This window comes from Nitrospira sp. SG-bin1, from assembly GCA_002083365.1.
Lineage (GTDB): Bacteria > Nitrospirota > Nitrospiria > Nitrospirales > Nitrospiraceae > Nitrospira_D.
The window spans coordinates 34,705-60,182 of the sequence record LVWS01000042.1 but is presented as its reverse complement, the minus strand read 5'-3'; the positions used below and the strand labels follow the sequence as shown (position 1 = coordinate 60,182).

19 protein-coding genes and 1 pseudogene are annotated in these 25,478 nt (G+C 52.0%); 2 read left to right on the top strand and 18 right to left on the bottom strand.

Annotation, left to right across the window (positions count from 1 at the left end; genetic code table 11):
- Positions 1-258 precede the first annotated feature (258 nt).
- The 16 genes and pseudogenes from A4E19_20940 to A4E19_20865 form a co-directional block, all read right to left on the bottom strand.
- Complete coding sequence (locus tag A4E19_20940) at positions 259-1,569, bottom strand: hypothetical protein (protein ID OQW31032.1); 1,311 nt, start codon at positions 1,567-1,569, stop codon at positions 259-261.
- Between the two features lie 218 nt (positions 1,570-1,787).
- On the bottom strand, positions 1,788-3,743 hold the full coding sequence (locus A4E19_20935) for a hypothetical protein (protein OQW31031.1): 1,956 nt from the start codon (positions 3,741-3,743) through the stop codon (positions 1,788-1,790).
- 139 nt (positions 3,744-3,882) lie between these two features.
- Positions 3,883-5,133, bottom strand: coding sequence for a hypothetical protein (locus A4E19_20930; protein OQW31030.1), 1,251 nt, complete (start codon positions 5,131-5,133; stop codon positions 3,883-3,885).
- Positions 5,106-6,572 carry a hypothetical protein gene (locus A4E19_20925; protein ID OQW31029.1) on the bottom strand — a complete coding sequence of 489 codons (1,467 nt, stop codon included), beginning with the start codon at positions 6,570-6,572 and terminating at the stop codon, positions 5,106-5,108. The genes A4E19_20930 and A4E19_20925 overlap by 28 nt, the downstream gene beginning before the upstream one ends.
- A gap of 60 nt (positions 6,573-6,632) precedes the next feature.
- Complete coding sequence (locus tag A4E19_20920; protein OQW31028.1) at positions 6,633-7,646, bottom strand: hypothetical protein; 1,014 nt, start codon at positions 7,644-7,646, stop codon at positions 6,633-6,635.
- Positions 7,647-7,902: 256 nt separating this feature from the next.
- The gene (locus A4E19_20915) at positions 7,903-9,210 is read right to left on the bottom strand and encodes a hypothetical protein (GenBank protein ID OQW31027.1); all 1,308 of its coding nucleotides are present in this window, start codon (positions 9,208-9,210) and stop codon (positions 7,903-7,905) included.
- A 16-nt stretch (positions 9,211-9,226) separates the two neighbouring features.
- The gene (locus A4E19_20910) at positions 9,227-10,303 is read right to left on the bottom strand and encodes a hypothetical protein (GenBank protein ID OQW31026.1); all 1,077 of its coding nucleotides are present in this window, start codon (positions 10,301-10,303) and stop codon (positions 9,227-9,229) included.
- Positions 10,304-10,686: 383 nt separating this feature from the next.
- A complete protein-coding gene (locus A4E19_20905; GenBank protein ID OQW31025.1) occupies positions 10,687-11,829 on the bottom strand; it encodes a hypothetical protein in 1,143 nt (380 codons plus the stop codon).
- Between the two features lie 31 nt (positions 11,830-11,860).
- Complete coding sequence (locus tag A4E19_20900) at positions 11,861-12,943, bottom strand: hypothetical protein (GenBank protein OQW31024.1); 1,083 nt, start codon at positions 12,941-12,943, stop codon at positions 11,861-11,863.
- Positions 12,924-15,257: a hypothetical protein gene (locus A4E19_20895; protein OQW31023.1), complete on the bottom strand. Its 2,334-nt coding sequence runs from the start codon at positions 15,255-15,257 to the stop codon at positions 12,924-12,926. The genes A4E19_20900 and A4E19_20895 overlap by 20 nt, the downstream gene beginning before the upstream one ends.
- A gap of 21 nt (positions 15,258-15,278) precedes the next feature.
- Entirely contained in the window at positions 15,279-16,460 is a 1,182-nt protein-coding gene (locus A4E19_20890; protein ID OQW31022.1) for a hypothetical protein, read from the bottom strand.
- A 179-nt stretch (positions 16,461-16,639) separates the two neighbouring features.
- Positions 16,640-17,659 (bottom strand): annotated as a pseudogene (locus tag A4E19_20885) (SAM-dependent methyltransferase).
- Between the two features lie 17 nt (positions 17,660-17,676).
- Positions 17,677-18,168 (bottom strand): hypothetical protein, encoded by a 492-nt coding sequence (locus A4E19_20880; GenBank protein OQW31021.1) that lies wholly within the window; start codon positions 18,166-18,168, stop codon positions 17,677-17,679.
- A gap of 80 nt (positions 18,169-18,248) precedes the next feature.
- Positions 18,249-20,621, bottom strand: coding sequence for a DEAD/DEAH box helicase (locus A4E19_20875; protein ID OQW31020.1), 2,373 nt, complete (start codon positions 20,619-20,621; stop codon positions 18,249-18,251).
- 204 nt (positions 20,622-20,825) lie between these two features.
- Positions 20,826-21,233 carry a hypothetical protein gene (locus tag A4E19_20870; protein ID OQW31019.1) on the bottom strand — a complete coding sequence of 136 codons (408 nt, stop codon included), beginning with the start codon at positions 21,231-21,233 and terminating at the stop codon, positions 20,826-20,828.
- 2 nt (positions 21,234-21,235) lie between these two features.
- On the bottom strand, positions 21,236-21,499 hold the full coding sequence (locus tag A4E19_20865) for a hypothetical protein (GenBank protein OQW31018.1): 264 nt from the start codon (positions 21,497-21,499) through the stop codon (positions 21,236-21,238).
- 262 nt (positions 21,500-21,761) lie between these two features.
- On the opposite strand from A4E19_20865, the gene A4E19_20860 reads away from it, so the two are divergent.
- A complete protein-coding gene (locus tag A4E19_20860) occupies positions 21,762-22,463 on the top strand; it encodes a hypothetical protein (GenBank protein ID OQW31017.1) in 702 nt (233 codons plus the stop codon).
- A 228-nt stretch (positions 22,464-22,691) separates the two neighbouring features.
- Here the strand turns inward: A4E19_20860 and A4E19_20855 are convergent, their stop codons facing one another.
- Entirely contained in the window at positions 22,692-22,904 is a 213-nt protein-coding gene (locus tag A4E19_20855; GenBank protein OQW31016.1) for a hypothetical protein, read from the bottom strand.
- Positions 22,905-22,911: 7 nt separating this feature from the next.
- The gene (locus A4E19_20850) at positions 22,912-24,441 is read right to left on the bottom strand and encodes an ATP-dependent protease (GenBank protein ID OQW31015.1); all 1,530 of its coding nucleotides are present in this window, start codon (positions 24,439-24,441) and stop codon (positions 22,912-22,914) included.
- 339 nt (positions 24,442-24,780) lie between these two features.
- On the opposite strand from A4E19_20850, the gene A4E19_20845 reads away from it, so the two are divergent.
- Positions 24,781-25,221 (top strand): hypothetical protein, encoded by a 441-nt coding sequence (locus tag A4E19_20845; GenBank protein OQW31014.1) that lies wholly within the window; start codon positions 24,781-24,783, stop codon positions 25,219-25,221.
- The last annotated feature ends 257 nt before the right edge of the window (positions 25,222-25,478 follow it).

The window sequence follows — 25,478 nt, the reverse complement described above, 5'->3', positions numbered from 1 at the left end:
TTAACTCAGTGTCCACGGAATCGGGGGTAGCTCACGATGCTTCTTTCTGAAGGCCAGCCAATAAACGCACGGCCTGGCGAGATTGACCGCCCAGAATATCTAGCGATGGCGCCGCAAGGCAGACGCGAATTTTATGCGTGCAAGTCATCACGTTCTCCAGAAATACCTCATAATCCACGTTGCTGAAACGACCCGCCTCCTAGATACAATGGTCCTCTGTCTTCTTTGGTAAGAATCTCTGCTCATGTGAGATATGGGTCAGACGGGATCATCTGATCGTTTATCGCCACACCCTCGATTCACAATTGACTCATAAAGTTCTTGCACTGATAAGACTAACTGACCGACGGTAAAGTTATTCTGGACAAACTGTTGCCCCTGCAAACCAATCTTTCGTCTCACCTGTTTATGTTCAAGCACGCGATTCAGGCATTCAGCCAGTGCAACAGGATCCCCCGGAGGCACCAAGTATCCAGTTTGCCCGTCCTCGATGATTTCATTAACCCCGCCGACAGCAGTAGCAATGACCGGAACACCTGCAGCCATCGCTTCCAAGACCGTGTTTGGCATCCCCTCATGCAATGAGGCCAACAGCGCTACGTCAAAACCGGCCACAAGCGATCTTGCATCTGTTCGATGCCCCATGAGATGAATATTTCGCTCAATTCCAAGCTCTTTCGTCTGTCGCTCTAAATCACTGCGCAATTCCCCCTCCCCGATAAACAGGAAATGAACATTTGACAGCCTTTGGAGCACACGAGCTGCGGCGTCCAGTACATGTCGATGTCCTTTCACCGGACGAAAATTGGCCACCATTCCCACGATTGCTGATGAGCTCGCAATTCCTAGTTCACAAGTCAAATCCATTTTAGCTCTGAACTGCACCTCTAGAAGTTGTTCAGGATCTCTGACAAAGGAGACACCGCTAAGACCATTTTTGATCACAACAATGTTGGCGGGGGAGACTGAACTAGTCGTGAGAATGTGAGCTTTAATTGCTTGAGCATTGACAAGTATTGTGTCTGCAAGAGCGTTAATTCCTCTGCGTCCCCAAGAGTGCACAAGGCGATCCGACATGCGTAAGTTTCGCTGACTCGCGATTACCTTAATTTCTGTAAATAGTGCAGCCACTGTCGCTAATATGCCGGAGTAAAATTCATGAGTGTGAATAATTTGAATCCCATTTTCCCTAAGGTATGATCGAAGCCTTATAGCCTGCTTAAGCGCGTTGTAATCATAAAAACTATTCAGCGGATATCGCCCGATGGCGCCGTACAAAGGAGCTACTTGTTCAAAGAGTGGACCCGAGGTGCTTAGAGCACCGAGCCGAATGTCATACCGAGTTCGGTCAAGATGCTTCAGCAGCAGGACAGCCTGGTTTTCTGTGCCACCCAACTCGAAGTTGTTGATTAAGTGCAAAATCCTTAGACGTACGGCCACGTTAGTAGCATTTCCATGGCTAGAGCCAGACTGATACTCAAATATATTCCTACCGCTGGACTCGCCTGCTCCCTGTTTGGCGTCTTGGTAAGTCTGAGGTCGACCGCTCTGATCAAATGACTGCTTCACCGTTCGCCTCAGCATTCAGCCAACACAACGGAACCCGAGCGCAGCAGCTAATGTCATCTATGAGGTCTGCGGCAGAAGTATGAGTGAAAAACCACCGCCCGGCAAAAATTCGGGCTCTATTTCTAATGAAGCAGGCAGTGAGGCAGGACTGTAATACAACTCTACGCTGGCAGCTTATGGTAGAGCATTAGATCTTCTCGAACTGAACACGATACGTTTCAATGATCCGCATACCTAGTCGATGAAGATGCCACAGTAGCAGCATGGTTGGGGCCAGATAACGATGTTGCAGGGAATCGGTCAATAAACGTGCGGAACCACAGTTCCATCATCAATAGAGCCCATAATTTATGTGAGTTATCACGTCGCCCGCGCATGTGCTCATTAAGCAACACTCGTACGCCGGCCTGATGATAGATTCCCCTTTGGGATGTCGTAAGATCGGTCAATACCCCTTCCACCATTGGTCGCAGCTCACCTCGTATCCATATTCCAAGGGGGACGCCGAATCCCTTTTTTTGTCGACGCAGTATCTCTTGTGGAACCAATCCCTTGACTGCCTGCTTAAGAATGTACTTTGACTCGTACCCCTTCAGCTTCCATGCAGATGGCAACCGGCTCGCAAACTCAATTAAAAGATGATCCAAAAATGGGGCTCTAGCTTCGACTGAATTTGCCATTGTCATCCGATCGACCTTCGTCAGAACATCGCCCGGCAAATACGTCTTGCTGTCGAGGTACAGTTGGTGGTCAATATGATTGTTTGAAACCCCCATTTTGAAGAGGTGACGAAAGTGCTTCTTGGGATCGTGTCCGTTGAGTTGGTCGATGATGCTCCCCTGTAGCAGCAGGCTCTTGGCATCGTCAGAAATAAGGCAAAGGCTGTCAATGAAACGCTCCGCCGCGTCAAGGCCAATATTGCGGAGGTAATTCCTTCCATAGAAACCTTGTGGGAGCGAACCACCAAGGCGAACCAAAAAACCATCCCGAAACGATCGAGGAAGAAACTCATAGAATCCACGCCGTCGGTCGACAAGATACCGATCATAACCCGCAAACACCTCATCTCCACCGTCACCCGTAAGAACCACCGTGACATATTCCCGGGCCATCTTTGACACAACATACGTCGGAATGCTTGACGCATCGGCGAATGGCTCGTCATGGTGCCATACGAGCTCCTCAACGAGACTACACATGTCTGGCGTCACCACAAACTCATGATGGTCAGTTTGAAACTGTCCGGCGGCAAGACGGGCATAATCCAACTCGTCATGAGAGCCTTCCGTGAAACCAATCGAAAACGTTTTCACGGGCCGATTCATTGCCTGTGCCATAAGTCCAACGACGGTGCTTGAATCAATCCCACCCGAGAGAAACGCCCCGAGGGGAACTTCGCTGATCAGCCGAATCCTAACCGCTTCAACCAGTTTCTGTCGTAACTCATGAACGGCATCAGCCTCTGACAGGGTCGCAGAATGGTTCCACGAATTGTGGGTTTGCCAGTCCCAATAACTTTTTATTTTCACAACACCATTTCGAAATATAAGGAGATATCCTGGAGGCAGCTTGTTGATTTCTTTATACGCAGTGGCCGGATCGGGGATGTACCCGAACGTGAGAAAGTTCGACAGCGCCTCCATATGAGGAACGCGCCTTACTGACGGATGCTGAAGCAAGGACTTTATTTCTGAACCAAATATCAGTGCCCTCCCTACGAGGGTGTAGTGTAGCGGCTTCTTACCCACACGGTCACGAGTCAAGACAAGCGTGCTCGATCGCCGGTCCCAGATTGCGTACGCAAACATGCCTCTAAATTTCGAAACGCACTCAGGTCCATATTCCTCGTAGGCATGCACGATGACTTCCGTGTCTGATTGTGTACGGAATCTATGGCCACACTTTTCTAGTTCAGCGCGAATCTCCGAATAATTGTAAATTTCGCCGTTAAAGACGACGGAAACCGTGCCATCCTCGTTGAGAATCGGTTGATGCCCGCCTGCAACGTCGATAATAGAAAGTCGGCGCATCCCAAGGGCGGCGGGGCCATCAACTATCGTTCCCTGATCGTCCGGACCTCGATGGGTAATCGCGAAGCACATCCGGTCCAGAATCTTCCGCTGCACCCTTTCTTCAAAGACGCTATCGTCAACAAACCCAGCAATTCCACACATCGCCTGTCACCTTCATGGATGAGAGATCGCCAACTACGAACGCCTCATACCTCGAATGCTCCATGTCTTGCCTAACAAAGATTTCCACGCCCCTCGGCAGAATGACAAACGCACTTCAGCGGAGGACGTATCAATGAGCTCAGGAGTAAAGGGACTCGGTTGCACCATGAAAACTGGAATTCAGATAGGGTGGGATAAGATAGTCTCGGTATTGGTGCGGATTGCCTTGTTTACCGTCTTCTGCGGCCTTGATGATGTTATACATCTCGCGCGCCGTCACATAATGAAGTCGATGCCCCGCAATATTTCTTATCTCACTGGCTAGCGTAGCGTGCAACCTGTGCCCTTGTTCACCTAAGAAAAACTCGAGGTCGCGACGAACTCCTCCATGGCAATGCACCTTAATGAAGGTCCAATTCGGTTGACCTTTTACATGCACCGCTGTCTTCATCCATAACCTGACTCGTTGAGGAGTGACAGGGTTATTAGGATGGAGTTCTCCGTTTTCTATCGCCGGGACAATGCCGAACTTGCGCCTTTTCCAATTGACACAGAGAGGCCCCTGTATGATCATCAACGTCCCCTGTTCTCGCCCACCCACGGCCACGTCTATCCCAGTATCATGCGACTTAGGCTTCCGTGTATCATCGTGAGCATAATAGATGGAATTGATCTTTCTTGTTTGCGTCCGACTAGGCGCTGATGGAAGAGTAAAGTCAGCAAAACATCCGGCTTTTTTGAGGATTTCCAGTTCATTATTGACGCCGCAGGTTTCATTGCCGCCGGCATTGTCTAATGACCAATTCCCATGAACAAAAGCAAAGCGTTCAGTGCGTTGACTTCCGACTGAAACAGTGGCTCCATATGTCGCTAGGTTCTTCTTTCCGATCTCCAAAGCCTTTTCTAATCCTTCCGAGGTATCGTGAAAATGGTGGAGATGGACTTCTATTTCTCCAAACCCCTGCCGGCACAGTTCCGCAAGCTTCCCGACATGTGATGAATCAAAATTCTCGATCGGATAGCACCAGGTATGGCGAGGAGAAATCCCGTCAGAATCTTTGTATGCCGCTGCCATTTTTGGATATCTGTCTACCCACCCATCAACGACTGCAATCTCATCCTCTCTTGTGGTCAAGTAGGTTGCGTGTCCGTATGAATCCTGCTTGACATACTTAGGTTCAAAGTGATCAATAACACAAAACATCACATCGACCGGCAAACCGGGGAAAGGTGACTCACGAGGCATGATGGTTTTAGCAGCATAGGGCATCAGCCAAATGTCCAGCGCTTTAGCCTTGATGACTCGCAGGATTACCCAACCGAAAAAGGCTGTGGCAAACAACCCGACCGTGAGGATTCCCATCACGGTCGAACCACCAAGGCTGCCCATCGAGTAAGAATCTCCTTATCCATCTCGGAGATTCTTCTGAGATAAAAGGCGAAGAAGATGAATAGAAGCGAAAACACCCCACCTCCTAGAATCAGGATCGCCCACTTTGGAAGCGTCAACCATGTGATCGGAAGAATCATCACGGCAATGCATGCGCTGAGCACAAAGGTTCTTGCCAAATCATTCCAGGGAACGAGCTGCTTCCATGGCTCATTGAGTTCATGACCCGCGAGAACGCAGCAGAGCAGGGTGACGATCGCCTGAATGATCACGACCGCGAGGGCCGCGCCGATTGGCCCTATCAGCTTAAGGAGACCGGTTGTCAACGCCGCCCCTAACACAATCCTCAAGAGTGTGACTCTTAGATACGGAAAATTGTTTCCCGTTGCACGAAAGATGATTTGCAGCGGAGCCACTTGAAACAGCATGAGAAGCACATAGACTTGAAAGATCGGCACGCTGGCCGTGTATGCATCCGTGAACAAGAAGGTGATTAATGGATCCGCCAATACGACACACAGCGCACAGATAGGATAGAATGCCAGGGCGGTTCTTCGGATCGCCTCACTCGTGAGTCTCAAGACTTCTCCTTTCCCCCCTTCATGAAGATACTGGGAAAATTTTGGCAGGAGCAGGTCAAATAACATTCCAGGGAGGATGCCCACCAGTGGCAACTCGAATGCACCTCTTGCGTACAAAGCATATTGTGCGGGTGTGAACATGGAGGAGACGATGAACTTGTCGATACTCGATCCAAGGATTCCCACAATCATTATTATCCCAACAGGAAACGCGTACCGAAGCTGTTCTGCTATAGAGACTCCTGAAGGACCGCTTGCCTCTTCACTGCTTCGCACAACATGATATCCGTATAAAATGAGCGACTCAGCGATCCCCACGATGATGAGCCCCTCCAATGCCCCAGTAAGACCTCTCTCCAATTGGAGAGGAAGCACCACACCCACCACTCTCGCAATGGCTTTTATTGGAAGAACGATCCCCACTACTCCGGATCGGTTGTATGCAAGAAAAATCGTCTCTGTCGTATCTATTAGTATCGTGACGATGATCAAGGCGCCTATGTATGGAGCGAGCGTGACCAATTGCGGATTGTTCATCCATTGTCCGATATAGTTCTTTCCCGCCCAGATCACTACTACCCCTACACTTCCAAGGAGAAACAAAGCGGTCAACGTCCTAGTCACAAACCTGAAATGTTTAGAAGGATCTATTCGCGGCACAAAAAATGAGATCGCTTGTGGGATGCCACATGGCAGAATTGCCACAAACAGGGATGTGATTAGATTAATCTGTAAAAAGGTCCCATACTGTGCCTGATCCAACTTCCTCACGAGAATTGGTCCCAGCGCAAACAAGAGTCCCGCTGTAAGAGCTTTACTTATGAATAGAATAGCTGCTTGATCAGACGTTCTCTTCACGGTAGTGATTCTTTACCAATAGTTGGACTATTGAAATCAATCGCTTGCGGAAGCATATCCTCAGCTGTAATCGTTGTCTCCGCTCAGAAGATACCAGTTGTCTGGTGATTCCATGATTTGATTCATGGTCTGGTCCATCTTCGAATGCACCAGAAACGAGCGAGCTTCACCTCTAGGCAGAAATCCTATATCCGTTAAGACCCTCAAAATAGAGGTCGGTGCCATCATCGCGATATTGACCGAACGTTGCCCCTGATGGCGCATCTCCTTTAAGAACAGAAGGAGAATGGCCTTTAACGCTTCGGGACTATCAAAGAACAAATCCGCTAGATTCAGACTCTTTCCCCGGTGATATGAGACTATGTATGCATGAAGCTGTTGCTCGCTTCTATCGAGCAGACCAAAAACCCCGAATTTTGCCGTGGGGCAATCCTCATACCGCCACCGAAGGAATTGTGAATTCCTTTCTCCGATTATTCGGAAACCCCCTCGCGCCCTTTCCCACAGTTCATCGAACCGATTATCGAACGCAGACATAGGTTTGAATACACGGTTCACCGGGCAGGAATACCAGGCATCTTGCGAGGTCAAGTTCATAAGATAATCGATTGGTTTGCTAATCATGGAAACAAAAGACTTGTGTGGAAACCGCTCATAAACGTAGGTACCTACATTCAGCACCTTCACATAACGAATGAGCTGGCCGACCTTCTTAAAGCCACATAGCTGCATGATCGGAGTTGCTGCTTTGTTTGGGATCACATAAATCGCGGGCAGGCTCTTGCCTAATTCCGCAGCAAGTGTCTTCTGAAGCATGACTGCCGGCCCGATTGTCCTGTGGCGCCTCTTCACCGCAAAGTCTGAAGCCAGCCCGACCATCAGCCTCCGGCCACCAATTTCTACTGCGCGAAGCCCAAGACCCGCTGTACCAATGAACTCACCTGAATCTTTTTCGAGAAGCAACCAGCACTGCCCCTTTCCCAATGGATTCTTTTGATAGTACCAGACGAATTTCTCAGGTGTGCTTGGAGGGTCGAGCAGATTCTCTTTCCAGGTATCCAAAATGGCCTGCATATCCGCATTAATATTTGCCAGAGAAATCGAAAATCTTGTCTCACTGCCATTCTGTTGCCCATTCGATCGCTCTGAAAAATCCACGGGAAAGCTACCGTCTGATGTCGGCGTCAACAGACACCGCCTCTAGGGAAAAGCATGACAAAATCGTAGGATAGCATGATGCCGAACACGACGACTGTACACAGAAGAAATCAAAGAAGAACCGTGCAGAAGACCTTCCACACTTTAAGAGTGGACGTTGCTCAGAGGGTTTTTATATTCTTGCGGCCGGCATTCGTGATTGGCAGGAGAGGGACTGGCTACTCACGCATGACGCACCGCACTCTTCAAGCTTCCGCACAACACTAAGCAGCGCGCCTGATAAGCCAAGCAAAATATACAAGAAAAAGTTATATGCAACAGGTGAGAAACTTGCCGTAACCATAAAGACCAACAGAGCCCTTCGTAAACCTTCTGCCAGTCCATTTCCTGAACCGCTCATACTCTCTTCATGCAATCTAAATGCACCTATTGTTTTCAAGTTACGAATGGAAGACATCACCATGGACAGGAACAGAACCAGTCCAGGAATCCCCAGTTCTGTAGCGATTAGTATGTAGGTGTTGTGAATTTTAACCCACCGATTAGCAGCATTATTATGCATCGCAGCGATAGCTACCACAGACATTCCAAGCCCCACGCCCAACACTGGATGGTCCACAGCCAAGGTAATCCCATCTGACATCTGACTGAGTCGCTCAGCCTTACTTCCGCTCTCATCCTTATCAGAATCGAATATGGAATCAGCTCGGTCTGCAATGGTAGGAGAAACTTGCATTACCACCACAACCGTCATCACTACAACCATGCACACGACCAATGCCTTCGCGAGGTTCCGCTTGCCCATCTTCAACAAGGAAAGACCGGCTAGAAATGCAAGACCTACCATTCCAGTTCGTGACAGAGATAACAATATAACAGCTACCATCAGCCCTATAGTCATGGCATAACATATTCTGACGATGACAGATTGATGTTCCTGCGCATACAAGGCCGCTGCTAATGGGATCAGCGTTAGGAGCCCGAGTGAAAGGTCATTCGGGTTTTCATACTCCTTACTGCCATACCCTATTAGTCTCCCATGGTTATCAAGTTGGCCCGTGAGATAGTGATAGAATGACACTGTCGCTATCACTGTGCCAAAGACAACAATGCATCGCACTAGGATGGTGATCTGCCGCGGTGCTTGCAGACAGTTCCCGAACAGGAGCATCAACATCATGAGCCTGACAATCTGAGTGGTAAATAATTCCGTGCTGCCGCCAGGCCACGCAGAGAATGGGATCCCCACAATCATGATTGCGCATAATGCCAAAAACAGCTTAATTTCTTTTGTGAGCACAAACCATGGACGACCGTTAGAGAGATTGTCCTTGATTGCAACTATACATGTGGCAATCGCTATCGCCTTGGCGAAAGGGATCCCTTCCAAGCCAGGAACGAAATCTTCAGGGCTCAGGTAATAGATTCCAAGAAAAATGGTCAATCCTATGAAAGGGAGCGTCCAAACCCTTTCACTCACTTCAACCGGCTCTTCTTTAATTTGCAGTGTAGCGTGATTTTTTTTTACTGGCAGCATGATGGCCATGGGTCAAAATGATCTCACGGCAGGCGAATGCCATGTTCCCGTCAGAAATATTGACACGTTTGAGAAGATACGTGTCATCCCCTTGCGTGACAAAACCACTATCGCTTGTGCAAGCATATGAATGACCGGTCTTCCTTACCATCTCTCGCACAAGCTCATCGTAGTTCCCCGATGGATAGACAAACCCGCTGATAGGCCGTCTTAGTTCAGACTGAAGTCGTGTCTGCGCCTCTTGAACTTCAGCTTGTAACTCTTTCTCCGAAATGTGAGTCATCATCGGGTGCGTCATGGTATGGTTGCCAAAGTCCATACCATTATTGGCCATCTCTTTAATTTCAGGCCACATCATCAATGCGCTCGCGCCGTCCGATATTTGGCCTCCAACCTGTAACTCTTCCTTCAGAATCTTCAGAAGTCGGGGAATTGAATTCGCCGTGATCTGTTTCCCAAAACTAATCATCATATTTGCCGCAACCTGTTTTTGCATTGAGGTCTTCAGCGCGAATCCCACTTCCGGGAGCTGACATCTTCCGCCGAATTCTTGCCTAAGTCCCCCTGTATTGAGACAGCTCACCCGAGTATGGCGGAAACATGCATATACCTCATCCCACCAGAATCCTTTCCTCGCATCAATAAGACCAGGGCATACATAGAAAGTCGCAGGTATACCATGGCGCTTTAGGACAGGATAGGCGATCTCATAGTTATCGCTATACCCATCATCAAATGTGAGTGCGACGGCGTTTTCTGGAACGGGGCCACCTTTTGACAGTGCTCTTGCCAATTCGTCCATCGGAACTGGTCTCCGATACCTCAGCAATAGACGCATTTGGGCTTCCAAGTTGCTCCGACGGACACCAGACTCAAACTCCGACCTCATATCTCCTGAGGTTAACAGACCTCTGTCAGGCCCAGTCCGATGGTATTTGAGAATGAATGGAATCTTCAGGTTAGCAAACACTCGCTGATAGTGGCCCACACTCCACAATGCGTTTACGATCGCGTACTTTGCCATCTTACGCAACATACGTAGTCGTTAATTGAGGTATATGAAATAATTCATGGATCACGAAGCGAGGAAACGAGCCCAAGTTGGGATACTACGAGCCTGTGCAGTATGCGAGCGGAAACATCGATTCACAGTAAGGGTCTTCGAGCAAGCAGAGCCAGAAGTCGTGAACTATACCTCCACTATTCGGTTCACTTACCTGACTTTCCTTGGCTGCGTGTCGTCCGTAGCGAGTGGAACTCCATTAGGGTATTTCAGGCATGAAATAAATGCCTCGCCTATAAAAATCACAAAGTGCGACGACATAACAAGATCTTGGGCGGGTTCTTTTCAGAACATCACACCACCAGTCGTATACGCCTTGTAGTAAGCAACACACTCCCGCCGATCCTAGCTTTCCGCTACGTTGTCTTCTCCCACGATATCGCCCGTGATCTAAAAAACTGTATAGCACCAAGCACGGCGGCAACATTTAACATGCAAAACGTGAATACAGGACTAGTCCATCGATCATGGATCCCCATGATTCTCAACCTCCATCCAATCAGGGCAAGTCCGTAGCCTGCGATTTGAGCCGCGAAGAGCAATTCTAACCATCCCGACCATAACCACAAATTGGCAAGCAAGAGAGTCATCATGCAAATCGGGGCTACCAACCGACAAACCTTATGGGACATGAATTGGAAAAACAGCCTGTTCCTCCATGGCACGAGCAAATCTGGACAGAGACTTATCGCCTGATAATTGCCGGCCAAGGTTCTCACCTTCCTTGAAAACTCGGCCCTATAGCTTGAAGGCACTACGTCGTAGGCCAGCGCACGAGCCTCAAACACCACCCGCAGTCCCCGCATCGCAATCTGCATCGGAGTCAATAGATCATCAAGGATGGTGCCGGGCGGAAGGGAATTGTACAGGGATCTTCGAATCGCGTAGATTGCTCCGGTCGCTCCAATTACCGAGTCAATAGCTCCCTCGTTCTTCCGAATCCATTTCTCTACTTTCCAATAGAGCCCGCCCGCGTGAGAACGCCTCCTCTTATCGAGGGACTCCTCCAGCACAAGTTCACCGGTGACGGCCCCCACTGTCGGGTCTGTAAAGTTCTGGACCAGTTCTCTCACCGCCGTTGGAGAGAATTTTTGTCGCGCGTCAGTAAAGACAATGATCTCACCATCAGCAGCCATCACCCCGTGATTCAACGCCACTGCTTTCCCCATCTTATTTTCCAAGACGACAAGCTTAACCCGCGAAGATGATATTGTTTTTACCATCTCCACGCTTCCATCAGTGGAACCGTCGGAAACAACTACAACATTGAGACACTCAACAGGGTATTCCTGCGCCAGGCAGTCAATAACCCGTTCTTTAATCCTCAAGGCCTCGTTCCATGCTGCAATGACGATGGTAACAGAAGGTGTTGTTTTCGATTTGCGAACAGGGATGCTTCCACACCTGGCCCACATTGCCAGAAGTAATGGATAGCCCAGGTATGTGTATACAAGCATGGCGATCGAGCCATAGAGCACAATTTCTAATGTGAATTCCATCAAAATATTTATACCGTACCTGGTTATCGAATCAGTACGCGCCTTTCCCAAACATCACAACATTGACGGTGTGGATCAGAATTTTCAGGTCAAAAACCAATGAAAGGTTTTTCACATAGTACAAGTCATATTGTAATTTCATATGGGCATCTTCCTGAGAAGCCCCATAGCGAAATTTAACCTGTGCCCATCCTGTGATGCCGGGCCGTACTGTGTGCCTCAAATCATAATAGGGGATGATAGTTCGCAGCTCTTGCACGAACGTCGGGCGCTCCGGACGCGGGCCGACAAGACTCATCTCCCCTTTTAAGACATTAAATAACTGAGGAAGCTCATCGATCCGAGCTTTTCGCAGCCACCTTCCAACTCTGGAGATCCGAGGATCGTCCACTTGAGCCCATTGAGGCCCCAACTCTTCTGCATCTTTCCGCATTGATCGAAACTTCACAATCTCAAAGGGACGGCCAAGCAATCCGACACGGAACTGTCGATAAATTACCTGCCCTGGAGAATCTATCTTAATAAGCATGGCAACTAGCAGGAATAGCGGCAACAGCATCACTAACCCGCCGGCTGAAACTAGTATATCCATGAACCGCTTCATGACACGGGCGACCGTGCCCTGTTTAAAGCCGGCTGAAAAGATCAGAGCGCTCGGACGAAGCGAATCAACCGAGAGGCGGCCTGAGACTTCTTCGAACAACTGATGCCCATCAAGAACATCTATTCCCATTGCCTTTAAATCGAGGAGTTGTTCAACCGGAAGTACCGAACGGCGATCTTCAAAACAGACCACGATGGTATTCACTCTCTGTTCCTCTACCATCTGAGCCAACTGCTCATGTGTTCCAATCAAACCAGGTATTTTTAGACTCCTGTCCACTCGCTCATTTTCCACTACAAGAGTCCCAACAATCTCTATCAAGCCAAGGCATTCCGAAAGTACGACTCGATAAAGCTCTCTGGCGAGCTTCCCTGCCCCCAAGATAAGCACGCGCCTCCTGGAACGAAGTTTGTTCCGCGTCGGATATGCTTCCTCCGTGAAACGGCACAACTCTAGCCGTTGCTCCACTCCAGCCTCATTATTCATGACCTCAATTGTTTTTAGTGGCATGGTGCGTTTCGTACATGAGATAGGGTGCAAATTCCATTTCCACCTGCGTCAGCACCACTCCGATGGAGTTGCTATCGATGCTGACCTGTTTGACTGCCTTGCGTACCATCTCCGGACTCGTCACACCAGTTCTCACCACGAAAATTATCTCGTCCGCCAAGCTGCCGAGAATATTGACGTCAGCAAGCGTCAACACAGGAGGTCCATCCAAGATCACATGGTCGTAGCGGGTTCTTAGATCCGGCAAAATCTGTCTCACATACTGAATCCCAGAAATACTGGCAGGTCTAATCTTCCGATCTCCGCATGGTAAAATAGACAGAGGGCAAGCGTCATAATGATGAACGCAATTCTCAAGAATGACTCCTCCTTGAATAGCCTCACTGAGGCCCGGCGCAACAGGAATATCCAAGTATTCGTGCACCATGGGACGCTTAAAATCACAATCAATTAAGAGGGTAGATTTCTTCAAATCATGGGCTAGAACATAGGCGAGATTGACTGCCGTGGTTGTTTTGCCCTCCCCCATAATACTGCTGGCCACAAGAGTGACCACGTTCTTCACTTCAGCCGCCATCAACAGCAGGCGCGTAGCAGCTACACGGTATTGCTCGGCAACGACGGAATGAGGCTCCCATTTTGTGACTAAATGAAAGTTGTTTTTGGATCGATCAGTCCATGCCTTACTGCTCTTACCAAAGTCGGCACCCCTCCACTTCCTTTCGTATCCATAATATGCCGGTACCCGCTGTGGAATTTGAGCAGCACTTCTTGGTCCAGTGAGTAACGCACGTGACCGGGTCGAACCCATCTCGATCATCCCGGTCCCGAAAGGAGGGATCATCGCGATCACTGGGAGACCAAGATAGCTTTCGACTTCCTCTGGGCGGCGGAATCCAGGCTTCAAAAGTTCAACCAAAATACCTCCTCCCAAACCGGTGGCACAGCCCAGTACAAAACCCCCCAGCAGAAAATGGACGAGCGTCGGTGGCTCTTCGCCACTTGGCAAGTTTGCCGGCTCTATGATTCGATACTGCTCCCCAAATTGGCGACTCTCATAATTTTCCACGATTCTGGCATTTGTCTGTTTATCAAGAAGAGACTGATATCCTTTCTTAATATTTTCATAGTCTCGGACGAGGACGGCGAGACGCTGCTCTGTGGCAGGGATCCGTTGAACATGGGATTCAAGCTCCTTGATTTGCCGAAGTGTATTGGCCTGCTTCTCCTTGAGGAAAACCATCTCGCTCTTTATTTCATTGCGCTCCCTCATCAGTTCTCTCAAGAACGGATCTTTTGACCTCCGAATAGCCTTGTCACCGTTCACAACCGGTCCGCCTACCGACTCTCCCACACCCGCCTGATCACCATCCATTAATCGTGGCTCCAGCTCTAACCGACGAATCTCTTCACGGAGATGCACCACATCCGGATAGTTTTCCTTGTAGATTCCCAAAAGTTCATTTAGCTTTTGCTTCAGCTCCTCTAGTTTGACACCGCGCGAGTCAAGAGACTTTGTAACACCCATTCGTCCATTTCTCTCAACGGGAACCATGTCGGTTTCCCCAAGGTCAGAGAATTCCCTGATGGTTTTTTCCAAATCTGTAAGTCGTTCACCCGCGCGATTCAAAGATTCACCGGAAGCCACAAAATCGGCCTGCAACCGATCAAGAGTCCGCAGGCCAGCTTCCAGCTGTTCCGGCAACTCCCCAATATGGGCTTTCTTAAAATCCGAAATCGCCTGTTCTTTGCCCTCAAGTTCCGCTTTCATTCGACTCAGCTCAGTAGAAAGAAACTCGGTGGTAGTCCCTATCAGTCCTTCTCGGCGCTTCATATTGTCCTCCTGCAGTTTCGCGACGAGGAGGGCCATCACGGCTTGTGCTACGTGGGGGTCCGAGTGCAGAAAAGAGATCCCAATGCCGACCCCATCTTTTGGCTTTGCGACTATAATCGCCTTGCGGAGACGCTTCATCTGATTTTCTATTGTCTCATCTTGCTTATCAGGATACGGCTTCAATTTCTCAATTGCCGGTAGCAGCACGGACCGGTTCGTAAGGCTAAGCAGCACTTGTTGCATGGCGGCGACAACAGGATCTTCATATCCTCTTCCTCCTTCTGATCCTCCCAGTCCTTTCACATAATCCTTTGCCACTTTGGGACTATCAATCGTCACGATGACGGTAGACTTATAAGTTTTAGGGAAGATTTTCCAAGCTCCGAAGGTTAAGGGCATCCAAACCACAATACTCAGGAGGATCCACCATCTTCTCTTCAGCGAGATCCTAATGAGTTCTCTCTGTGTGAGCGATTGCATGTGAGTGAACTTCTCTCTGCCTCAGTAGAAAGCCTGGACTAGACTCAGTTGGGCAACATGTTTGTCGTAAGCGAAATGCGTCTCCCCGAAGACGTTATCAACGTTTTGGTAGAAATAGGTCAGCACAAGAAACATCTTCTGAGTGGCTCGATACCGCAAACCTGCCGTTCCGCCTACAGTGGTCCAGGAGAGATCGCCTCCTGAGTTTGACCCATATTCGTCAGCGACACCATAGTTCGCTCCCAGCAGACCGACCAAGCCTGGAATGTGTGTATTCTTTGTCATATTGAACGACACTGAGTGGTTGAGCAGTGCCGCACTCCGAAACTGAAACGAAGGAGTAACACTGGACCTGTATGCAAGAGTAAGCGATGTTGTAGAGTCGCTCCAGAAGAGCGCAAGACTGCCTGCCGGTGCAATCACCGAGAAGGGCGTCCCATTGAATTGCCCCGACAGCAGCTGAGCACCACCAGCAGCGTTGAGGCTGGCTGTCGGTGAGAACTTGTGAACCCAGCTGAGGGTCCCACCCTTTAGGCTAAAGGATCCCAGTCCACCAAGGTCAAATTCGTTACCGGTGAAGTCTGCTCTCACCGTGTCGTAAAGGGAAACCTCCTTTAAGAGACCAGCAGTATAGGCATGAAGGTCTTGGCTAATCAGGGTAGGGGCACCCGGGACTTGCGATGCCCCATAACGGATAAAACTGTTGCTATAGCTTCCAGTCAACTTGATTGTCATGGAGAGGGGAAGTTCGAATAGTGTGGTGACATTATTGGACTTGGTATTGGTACGAAATGCTTGAAAACCTACCACCAACGGGTTTGCCTGTTCCCCCAATTGGCCTCCTACAAGAAATGCAGGGGGTTGAGGGCTGTAAAAAAACGTGTCGGACACCGTCCACCTAGCTCCGGGTCTCCATCGACTCAACAAATCGCTCACGTCCAGAACCGCACCGGCATTCGCGCCCACATAACTCAGTCCGCTATTGTTCACATAATAACTGCCGACCGCTCCCACCACTGCGTTCACCTTTACCAGCTTTTCCCGATCGGCATACAACCCTCTGACTTGAGGCGCGAGCGTCGTGACAATATCCTCCGGAGTTAGTCCCTGAAGCAGGCTCTTCGGTGCGAAAAATACATTAGTGTCGTATTGCTCCGAAACTTGAATTGAAGGAACAATGCGCAATCCGTCTACCGCTTGCATCGAACTGGGATCCGTTGCCCCTCCAAACGCTGTTCCAGGAACACTCGGCATCGCTCCCCCCGCTCCACCGATCTGTGCATGACTTGGGGAGCACAACAGCAAACTCATCCCAAGAATAATGCTTGCGAAATTGGCAAGCAGCCATCTTCGACCACACCAGCTCGGCCTGGCTTTGGTAATCGCCTGAGCTTGCGCATGATGAGCTGGAGAAAGAGCAAGGCCGTTTCGGACGTCTGCTTGTCTTCGGGAAAGTTTGAGAGGATACCGCGCTCTTCTTCGCCGCCGAAGGGTGGATTGGTGAGAATAATATCCACACGGTCTTTATCGCCGATTTCCTTCAGGGGAAATCGCAAGCTGTTGAGCGGATCGATCTGCGGGGTTTCTAAGCCGTGCAAGAGCAGATTCATTTGCGCCAAGAGATAAGGTAACGGCTTGGCCTCTCCTCCCCACAAGCTTCTCGTTTGCAGAATCTCTCGCTGCTGGACCGTCTTGCACTGCTTCTCCAAATGCGAGAAGGCTTCGACAAGAAAGCCGCCGGTACCACAGGCGGGATCGAGGATGGTCTCGCTCAATCGAGGATTAGTGACAGAAACCATGAAACGGACGACGGCGCGCGGGGTGTAGAACTCACCTGAGTCGCCGGCGGCGTCCCTCATTTCCTTGAGCATGGATTCATAGAGATGGCCGAGGGTGTGGATCTCATCGCTGGAAGAGAAGTGGATGCCGTTCACTTTATTGACGACATCGCGCAGGAGGTAACCGTTGATCATGCGGTTGATGGTGCCGCGAAAGACCGTGGCGATCACGTCGCGACGGTCACCGCCGTTGGCGCCTTGGAGGCTGCGGAGGTAGGCGAAGAGGCCCGGGCCTTTCTTACCGTCCGGGCCGATAGCTTCGTCGTTGTTCACAAACTTAATCAGCTCGTCGCCGGTGATGCCGTCTGGCTTGGCGGCCCAGTCGCGCCAGCGATAGGGTGGTTCGATCGCGGGACGGAAACGTTTACCGGCCAGTTTCATGTCCGTTTCACGGATCTGCTCCAAATCGTCGAGAAACTTCAGGAACATGATCCAAGTAAGCATGGGCAGGCGGTCGAGATCACCGTTGAGCCCCTTGTCCTTACGCATGATGTCGCGCGCGGACTTAATTAGGCTGCTGAGTTGTTGGGCAGTGGTCGGAGGAGTAGAGGGTTTCTTGGCCATAGCAGAATATTAGGTTTTCATACTTCAGAGGGTTTTACCGACCGACTGATGCGCGCTAATTCTTTGAGAAATTCTTCTTGATCCTTCTTCTCGGCCGTGCGGTTGCGCACTTTGTCATTCAAATGGCGTTGGCCGGAGATATCAGAATTCTTGAGTTGCTCAATCCAGCCATAGAGCTGCCTGGAGATACTGAGACAGCTGGATTTCAAATTGCCAATTTCAGATTTCAGCGGGGAAAAGCTAGGAATGCGCTCCAAAAGACAGAGCATAGAACGGACTTCGCCGGAAGAGCCGCGGGCAATGTAAAGAAAGGCTAGCAGTTCGTTTGTAGACCCTCGCTCAAAGCCTTCCGCGATGTTATTGGAGACAGATAGGGCGGCACGCTCCAATTGGTCTCGCAAACCAGCATGGCCGCGAAAGGCATGATGTTCAGTGAATGCATAGGTTCGACGCGACAGATCAATAGCCGCTTGCCAGACGGGAAGATCTTCGAAGGACTTATATTTCATGGTCTCCTAGGCGAATCTCAGATTTCACATGGCAAATTTCAGAGCACCGATAATCTCTGAGATCTGAGATTTGCGAGACGTTATGCTGCATACAGTAAGATTTGCAATTGATTGACTGCTGCACGAAGCTGCTCCGGCCCGCCGAAGAACTCGGCGATCTCCACGACGTTGCCGCGATCAGAGATCGGCGGTACCTTGAGCACGTCCGGAATGACAAATTGTGCCGTGCCATATTCTGCATATTTCTCCAATAGCTCGGTCAGGATCTCCTTCGCTTGTGGTCCATACCGCTCAAAGAAGTCCTTCTTCTCCTTCTTGAGCCTGTCCGCTCGCTCCCGTCTAGTCCGCAAGGGTGCATTGAAGGCCACGTGGCAGAGCAGATCGAACGGATCAGCGTCCGGCTGACCAGCGGTTTGCGCCAGATGCTCGAAATCAATGCCCCGATCGGCCAGTCGCTGAATGATTTCAGCCCGCTGTTCCGGATCAGCCCATTGACTTCGCAGGTCAGAGGCATTTCGATACAGGGTGCGGACTTTCTCCGCCGTGTAATCAGTGAACTTGACCACACGCAGCTGCTTCCCATCCGGATCTAGTTCATGGACGATATGCGCGACGATTTCGACCTGACCTCCGTCAAAGTAGTACTTGCGGCGTTCTCCTTCCCTGTCGTCTGAGGTTTGCCAATTTGAGATCTGAAATGATTCCTCCCCCTCTGCCATCACCGGCTGTTCTTCGACGATCTTGTAGGTCTTGGGTTCTCCGGTCTCGCTCATTTCTTCCTGAGTAACAGAAACCGGATCACCATCAAAATCCGGATCAGCAAAGAGGCGCGTCGCTGATCCGGTGTAGTCAAGAATATTGAAATAAAGCTTGCCATAATCGTCACGAACTCTGGTGCCGCGCCCGATCATCTGCTTGAACTCAGTCATGGAGTTGACCACACGAGCTAGCACAATGTTCTTACAGGTCGGCGCATCGACTCCCGTGGTGAGGAGTTGTGACGTCGTAAGAATGACCGGTGTATCCTTCTCCAATTCTTGGAATCGTCCCAGGTGTCCACGGCCAATATCACCCTCCTCGGCTGTGACCCGACAAACATAGTCGGCATGCTGCTGTGTCAGATCGTCATTGAGATTGGTCAGTGCTTCGCGCATCTCGGCTGCGTGCTCCTGATCCACACAGAACACGATTGTCTTGGCGTAACGATTAGTTTTTTTCAGAAACTGAGTTAGATGGCGTGCAATCGCCTGCGTGCGAGCACGTAGGGCGACGACTCGCTCGAAATCCTTGGTATGATACTCGTCATCGGGAATGGCTCGTCCATATCGATCCAGATCTTCTCGACTCGGTCTCCACCCTGCTGCATCCCAGGTACTCACTATTCGGTGGACCCGATAGGGTGCGAGAAACCCGTCTTCAATCCCCTGCCGCAGACTGTACGTATAAATGGGATTACCGAAGTAGGCATAGGTGTCGCGGTTGTCTTCCCGCAAAGGCGTGGCCGTCATGCCGAGCTGATAGGCCGGCTCAAAGTATTCGAGAATCTCACGCCAGCTGCTTTCTTCTTTGGCGCTACCCCGATGACACTCATCAACGATAACAAGGTCGAAGAAGTCGCTCGCATATTCCTTGTAAAGTCCAGGCCGCCGCTCGTCTTTTGCGATGGCTTGATAGATTGCAAAATACATCTCTCGGCCTTTGTTCACTTCGCCGTTTTCAATCTTCCAACGTGCATCGCCGAACGGCGCAAAGATTTTGTCCTTTGGATCATCGATGAGGATATTGCGATCTGCTAAGTAGAGGATTTTGGGCCGTCTGTATTCTCCAGCTCTATTCCATCGTGCCTGCCACAGTTTCCAGCAGATCTGAAAGGCCACAACCGTTTTGCCCGTGCCAGTCGCCATTGTGAGGAGGATGCGGCGCTTCTCTTGCAAGATCGACTGCACTGTTCGATTGATGGCGATTTCCTGATAGTAACGTGGACTTTTCCCGGACAGGTGGTTATAAGGAGTCAGTAACCGCCCGGCAGCCATATCGTCCTTTAACCTTTCCCCTGCCCGTAGCCGATTCCAAAGCTCATTTGGAGTCGGAAAGGAATCAAGAGTCCGCTCCAGGCCTGTGAGAAAATCGAACTCCACAATGCCATGCCCATTTGTCGAGTAGGCGAACTTTAAATCAAGGACTTCGGCATAGTCTTTGGCTTGCTGGAGACCATCGGCTGGGAACTTGTAAGCCGCCTTTGCTTCCACAACCCCAATGAGAAAATCTCGCGTATAGCGCAGCAGATAATCTGCTCGTTTTTGAGCTCGACGTCGGACTTTCTCGCCAACGAGAACGATACGGCCATCAGTAAATGTCTTCTGTTCTGTGAACGAATGTGGATCGTTATCCCATCCGGATTGGATGAGCTTCGGCAGGACGTACTTCCGACAAGTATCCGCTTCTGTGATCATGCCATGGGCAACCAAAGAAAAGGCTGCAATTCCGCCGGAAGCTTACCCCTTTCTCTTTAAGAAATCACGCCCCTTCATGACCAAGCGCGATGGCGTGGCGTAAGGTTTATGGCCGTCACGGGATGCTCACAAGCGATAGGACTGGATGACTGAACATGCCCATAGGCACGAGGGGGTAGACGGCACCTGACTGCTGTGACGCGCCTAACTCGGTAGCAGGATAAACCGGCCCAGCTTGGCCGGGCGATAGACGTCGAAGTCCCGACGGTCGAGCGTGAAGATACGCCGGATCTTGTCCCGTTCGGCCACGGCCACCAACGCAGCATCGGCCAGGTCCATCGGCAGATCTCTATATTTCTTCATCAACTCTCTCATACGGGAAACGTCGTCGTTTCTCAGCGGGAGCAGGACGATGACGCCGCGGTCGAGCATCTCCCAGATTGCTTCTTGAGATTTCCACGAGAATGCGAGGAGGTACATGGCTTCGGTGAGCACAGGCCAGACCGTTCCCAAAGGTTCGGTCAATTGCTGAAAGGCCGCCACGCAACGCCGGTGATGCCGATCGTCGGCATGAATCAACGCAATCAGCGGCCCGGCATCCACCAGCACCATACTTAGCTCCGACGAAGCCGGCCTTGGAGCATCCTTCTGAACCGATCGCCTGCTTGCTCAGACAGATCAAATGGGCCGCTGCGGACACTGCCGATGAGATCCCGCACAGCCTCATAGGGGCGCTCGGTCTGTTCCTGTTCGTGCGCGCGTTTCGCCAGGATGTCGATGGCGTCTCTGATCACCTCGGATTTGCTCCGCCCCCGCTTGCGGGCCAGCCGCTGGATCAATCGTTCGGTTTTCTGATCGACTCGCACGGTGAGCGGCATCGAGCGTCTCTCCTTCGCTTGTATGACAAGACCGTACTACAAGGGTTGCATGTACAGCAAGTAGAAACAAATGACTTGAGGAATACGCCTCTTCCCCGGCTTTGCCTTTCCACGCCCTTCCTGTACAATCGCCTCATGGCTTTCGATCCCGCCAATCCGCCCATCTGGCTGCGCAAACTCCACGTGAGCGCGGCACAACTCAGCTCTCATGACTACGCGCTCACGCCTGAAGAAGGCATTTTAGAGTGCTGTCGTCTCTCCGATGCCATACGACGATGGTCGAGGGTTTGCACTGAAGCGTTGGGACTTGTTCCGCTCCCCGCCCCTCCTCCATTTGACAATCCATTCCGCCGCGTTTCACCGATCGATCAAGCCCCGTCAGTATCGCGAGATGTCGCCCGCTAACCCCGACTCTCTCGCCGACTACCTGCACACCGTCGTCACGGCACTTCCGGAATTGACCTCGTATTGTCTCGTCGGCGCGCTGGCCGTCAATGCATGGGGCCGTCTTCGAGCCACTAAAGATATTGACCTGCTCGTGCTGGGCGACCTGCCCGCTCGCACCGACCTGATCGATGCGTTGCGTGCTCACGAGTTCCAAATCGACCAAACCTGGCTGGAACACAATCCGATGGCCAAGGATGTCGTGATGCGTCTGGCTCATCCTTCTTACCCTAGGATTCCTCTAGACCTTCTCTTCGCGAACGACTTACAGTCTCAATCGGCGCTTACTCGCAGACATTTACTTCAGCTCTTCGGCGTCTCCTTGTACGTCTGCGGCCCGGAGGACCTGGTCCTACTTAAGCTCAAGGCCGGCCGCCCTCATGATTTTGAAGATGCGCTGGGCGTCGTGAAGAACCCCCACCTTCAGCTCGACCTGGCGTACCTCTGGAACTGGGCGGACAAGCTCGGCCTTCACGGTGAACTGGACTACGTGCTCCACGCGGCCGGCATGAGTCGGTGATTCCCTATTTTCGTCTTACTCGTTTAAGCCCGCTGTCCTCGCCTGCTCGTCCATATGGCTTGCTACGGGAGAGCGCAGCAGATCCCACGGCGCGAAGGGCACGTCAGGGATAATATTGGTTGGCCGGAACGGGCTGCTTGAAAGTAAACGGTGATAGGGCCGGAGAGGCTTCCGGCACGGCCGATACGACATCCGATCAGAAAACGACTCCCGAGGAAGGATTACAATTTACGACTTCTTGATTCGATCGAGGATCAACGCGATGCAGCCGCCCAGCAACCCTCCGCCCATGACGGTCGTCAGCAGCTCGACGAGCTTCAATTCCCACACGGATCCCTGCGCTTGCATGACTTCCCTGATGCCGCCTTGCACCATGATCACGGACAGCGCCATCGTCGCGCCGATGACAAACCACCAGAGGAACACTTTTGCCGATGTCACGGACGCCTCACACGTCGGGATTGCGGTCAAAGGAACGGTATTGAATAGCCTCCGCGATGTGGACGGCCTCGATCCTGTCCGAGTCGGCCAAATCGGCGATGGTACGCGCCACGCGCACGATACGCCCATGGGCCCGGGCCGATAACCGAAGCCTGGCCATCGCATGCTCCAGCAACTCCTGCGCCGCCTGCTCAAGCCCACAATACCGCTTTACCATCCGCGGCTTCAACTGGGCGTTCGTGTAAATCCCGTCATGGCGGTATCGCCGGCGCTGACGCTCCCGCGCCGTCACCACTCGCGAACGGATCGCAGCCGATCCTTCCGAGGCGGGCCATTCGGTTCGGAGCTCCCGGACCGGAACGGGCGGCACATCCAGATGAATATCCAGACGGTCGAGCAGCGGACCGGAGAGTTTCGCGCGATAGCGACGAATCTGTACTCCCGTACAAATACAGGACCTGGTCCGATCTCCATAGTAGCCGCAGGGACAAGGATTCATCGCCGCGACCAACATGAAGTGGGCGGGATACTTCAACGTTCCGCTCGCCCGCGTCAAAACGACGTAGCCGTCCTCCAACGGTTGCCGCAAGCCTTCGAGCGCGCCTCGCTTGAATTCGAGCGACTCGTCCAAAAACAACACGCCATTGTGGGCCAGCGAAACCTCGCCCGGTTTCGGGACGGTCCCCCCGCCCACCAGCCCCGCATCCGAGATACTATGATGCGGGGCTCGAAACGGCCGCACGGTCAGGAGCGGACGCTCCGGAGCGAGTTGTCCGGCCACGCTATGGACGCGAGTCGTTTCGAGCGCTTCCTCCAACTCCAAAAGTGGAAGAATCGAGGGCAGCCGGCGCGCCAACATCGTCTTGCCGGACCCGGGCGGACCGACCATCAGCACATTGTGCCCACCCGCCGCCGCGACCTCCAACGCGCGTTTGGCATGGTCCTGCCCGCGGACATCGCTATAGTCCTCGTCCTCCACTCCTCGAGCGGACTCCAGCACGTCATGGGTCGATCGACTCGGCGGAATGGCTTGGTTGCCCTTCAGAAACTCCACCGCTTCGGGGAGGCTTTGGACCGGATAGGCGCTGACGCCTTCCACCAGGCCCGCCTCGGCGCCATTGTCCGCCGGCAACAACAAGTCGTACCGGGCTCGGCACGCCAGCGCAAACGACAACGCGCCGATGATCGGTCTCACGCGACCGTCCAACGAGAGTTCTCCCACCAGCACGCGATGATCCAGCATCGTCTGGGGAATCACTTCTTCGGCGACAAGGATTCCCACGGCGATCGCAAGATCCAATCCCGATCCCTCTTTTTTGACTCCGGCGGGAGCCAGATTGACCGTGATGCGTTTGGCGGGAAAATGAAACCCCGTATTCTTCAGCGCCGAGCGCACGCGGTCACGACTCTCCTTGACGGTGGCATCGGGCAACCCGACGACGGAGAATTGCGGAAGGCCGCCGGAGATATCGACCTCGACATCCACCAGGTGGGCGTCGAGACCGACAAGAGCCGCGCTCGTGACCTTGGCAAGCATGGAAATACTGCCTTTCTGTTCGGGACTGCGGCCAAACCCGGCAATTATAGGAAGTCGCCGCGGGCGGTTTCAATAGAGCGTCCGGCGGCCGAGTCTTCTCTGGCGGCCCTCCCGCCGACTCTGTATAATCCGCCCATGCGCCTCTGGTGCGTCCCGGAGGGAACGATCCCTTCGATTCTTCCACAACGTCACTGGCGGGCATGTCAGGCTCTTACCATCAGCCTGGCTATTCTGCTATCTTTCCCGTCGGCAGACGGTTCTTCTTGGTCCTCCGCGGGCCGACCGACTCCCGTTCCTCTACAAAGGGCGACGAGCGCTTCATCGCATGTCGGATCGGCCATGGCGGTGCTGGCGACGCTCGAACAGGCTCAGGTCCTTCCCCCGGAGGGCACCCGCGAAGCCGATCGAGTCATTCAGTCCGTGATTCAGTTCCAATCCGCCTTCGCGAAGGGGACGGACCGCGCCCTGCAGGATTTCACGCATCGTGCCGTGGCCGGCAAATACGGCGAGGAGGCCGTCTCGATGCTCGAAGTCTTTCGCGCGAGCGGATGGACCGCCGAACTATTGGACGCGCTCGCGGACGCGGAAGAGCGCACGCCGCACGAAGAGGTGGAGCGGTTGGCAATCGGGTTCAAACCATTCAATGTGTCCGTCGAGGACTTCACACGATTCATGCAGCTGATCCGAGACGGCCGATCGGCGCTCGCCGCGCGAGGACGGAGTTTTGTAGAGGTCTATGCTCGTCATCGACGGGCGATGCCGGGAGGGGCTGGGCGGTGAAACAGTATCTTGTGAACGTATTTCGTTTCTCACAACGCAAAGAACGTGAACGTGCTACATTCTACGTTTCACGAACGACGCTAACGTCAGGATAACTGCAGGATGCTCAAAAAGGCTGTCCAGCAAGACTGCAGCGAGCGAGGGGGCGAGGCGTACGCTTCGGTACGTTGAGCCTCTGAGGTTCACGCCGTGCCGAATAAGGCACGGCACGACTGTGAACGCCGCCGAGATGGTGAGGCGGCTGTGTCCCGCGAGAA

Bases quoted from the DNA above. Each gene is read 5' to 3' on its own strand.
- A4E19_20935 (OQW31031.1), bottom strand. From the start codon at position 3,743: ATGTGTGGAATTGCTGGGTTTGTTGACGATAGCGTCTTTGAAGAAAGG.
- A4E19_20930 (OQW31030.1), bottom strand. From the start codon at position 5,133: ATGGGCAGCCTTGGTGGTTCGACCGTGATGGGAATCCTCACGGTCGGG.
- A4E19_20920 (OQW31028.1), bottom strand. From the start codon at position 7,646: ATGCAGGCCATTTTGGATACCTGGAAAGAGAATCTGCTCGACCCTCCA.
- A4E19_20910 (OQW31026.1), bottom strand. From the start codon at position 10,303: ATGTTGCGTAAGATGGCAAAGTACGCGATCGTAAACGCATTGTGGAGT.
- A4E19_20905 (OQW31025.1), bottom strand. From the start codon at position 11,829: ATGGAATTCACATTAGAAATTGTGCTCTATGGCTCGATCGCCATGCTT.
- A4E19_20900 (OQW31024.1), bottom strand. From the start codon at position 12,943: ATGCCACTAAAAACAATTGAGGTCATGAATAATGAGGCTGGAGTGGAG.
- A4E19_20895 (OQW31023.1), bottom strand. From the start codon at position 15,257: ATGCAATCGCTCACACAGAGAGAACTCATTAGGATCTCGCTGAAGAGA.
- A4E19_20890 (OQW31022.1), bottom strand. From the start codon at position 16,460: ATGCAAGCGGTAGACGGATTGCGCATTGTTCCTTCAATTCAAGTTTCG.
- A4E19_20880 (OQW31021.1), bottom strand. From the start codon at position 18,168: ATGAAATATAAGTCCTTCGAAGATCTTCCCGTCTGGCAAGCGGCTATT.
- A4E19_20875 (OQW31020.1), bottom strand. From the start codon at position 20,621: ATGATCACAGAAGCGGATACTTGTCGGAAGTACGTCCTGCCGAAGCTC.
- A4E19_20870 (OQW31019.1), bottom strand. From the start codon at position 21,233: ATGGTGCTGGTGGATGCCGGGCCGCTGATTGCGTTGATTCATGCCGAC.
- A4E19_20865 (OQW31018.1), bottom strand. From the start codon at position 21,499: ATGCCGCTCACCGTGCGAGTCGATCAGAAAACCGAACGATTGATCCAG.
- A4E19_20860 (OQW31017.1), top strand. From the start codon at position 21,762: ATGCCATACGACGATGGTCGAGGGTTTGCACTGAAGCGTTGGGACTTG.
- A4E19_20850 (OQW31015.1), bottom strand. From the start codon at position 24,441: ATGCTTGCCAAGGTCACGAGCGCGGCTCTTGTCGGTCTCGACGCCCAC.
- A4E19_20845 (OQW31014.1), top strand. From the start codon at position 24,781: ATGGCGGTGCTGGCGACGCTCGAACAGGCTCAGGTCCTTCCCCCGGAG.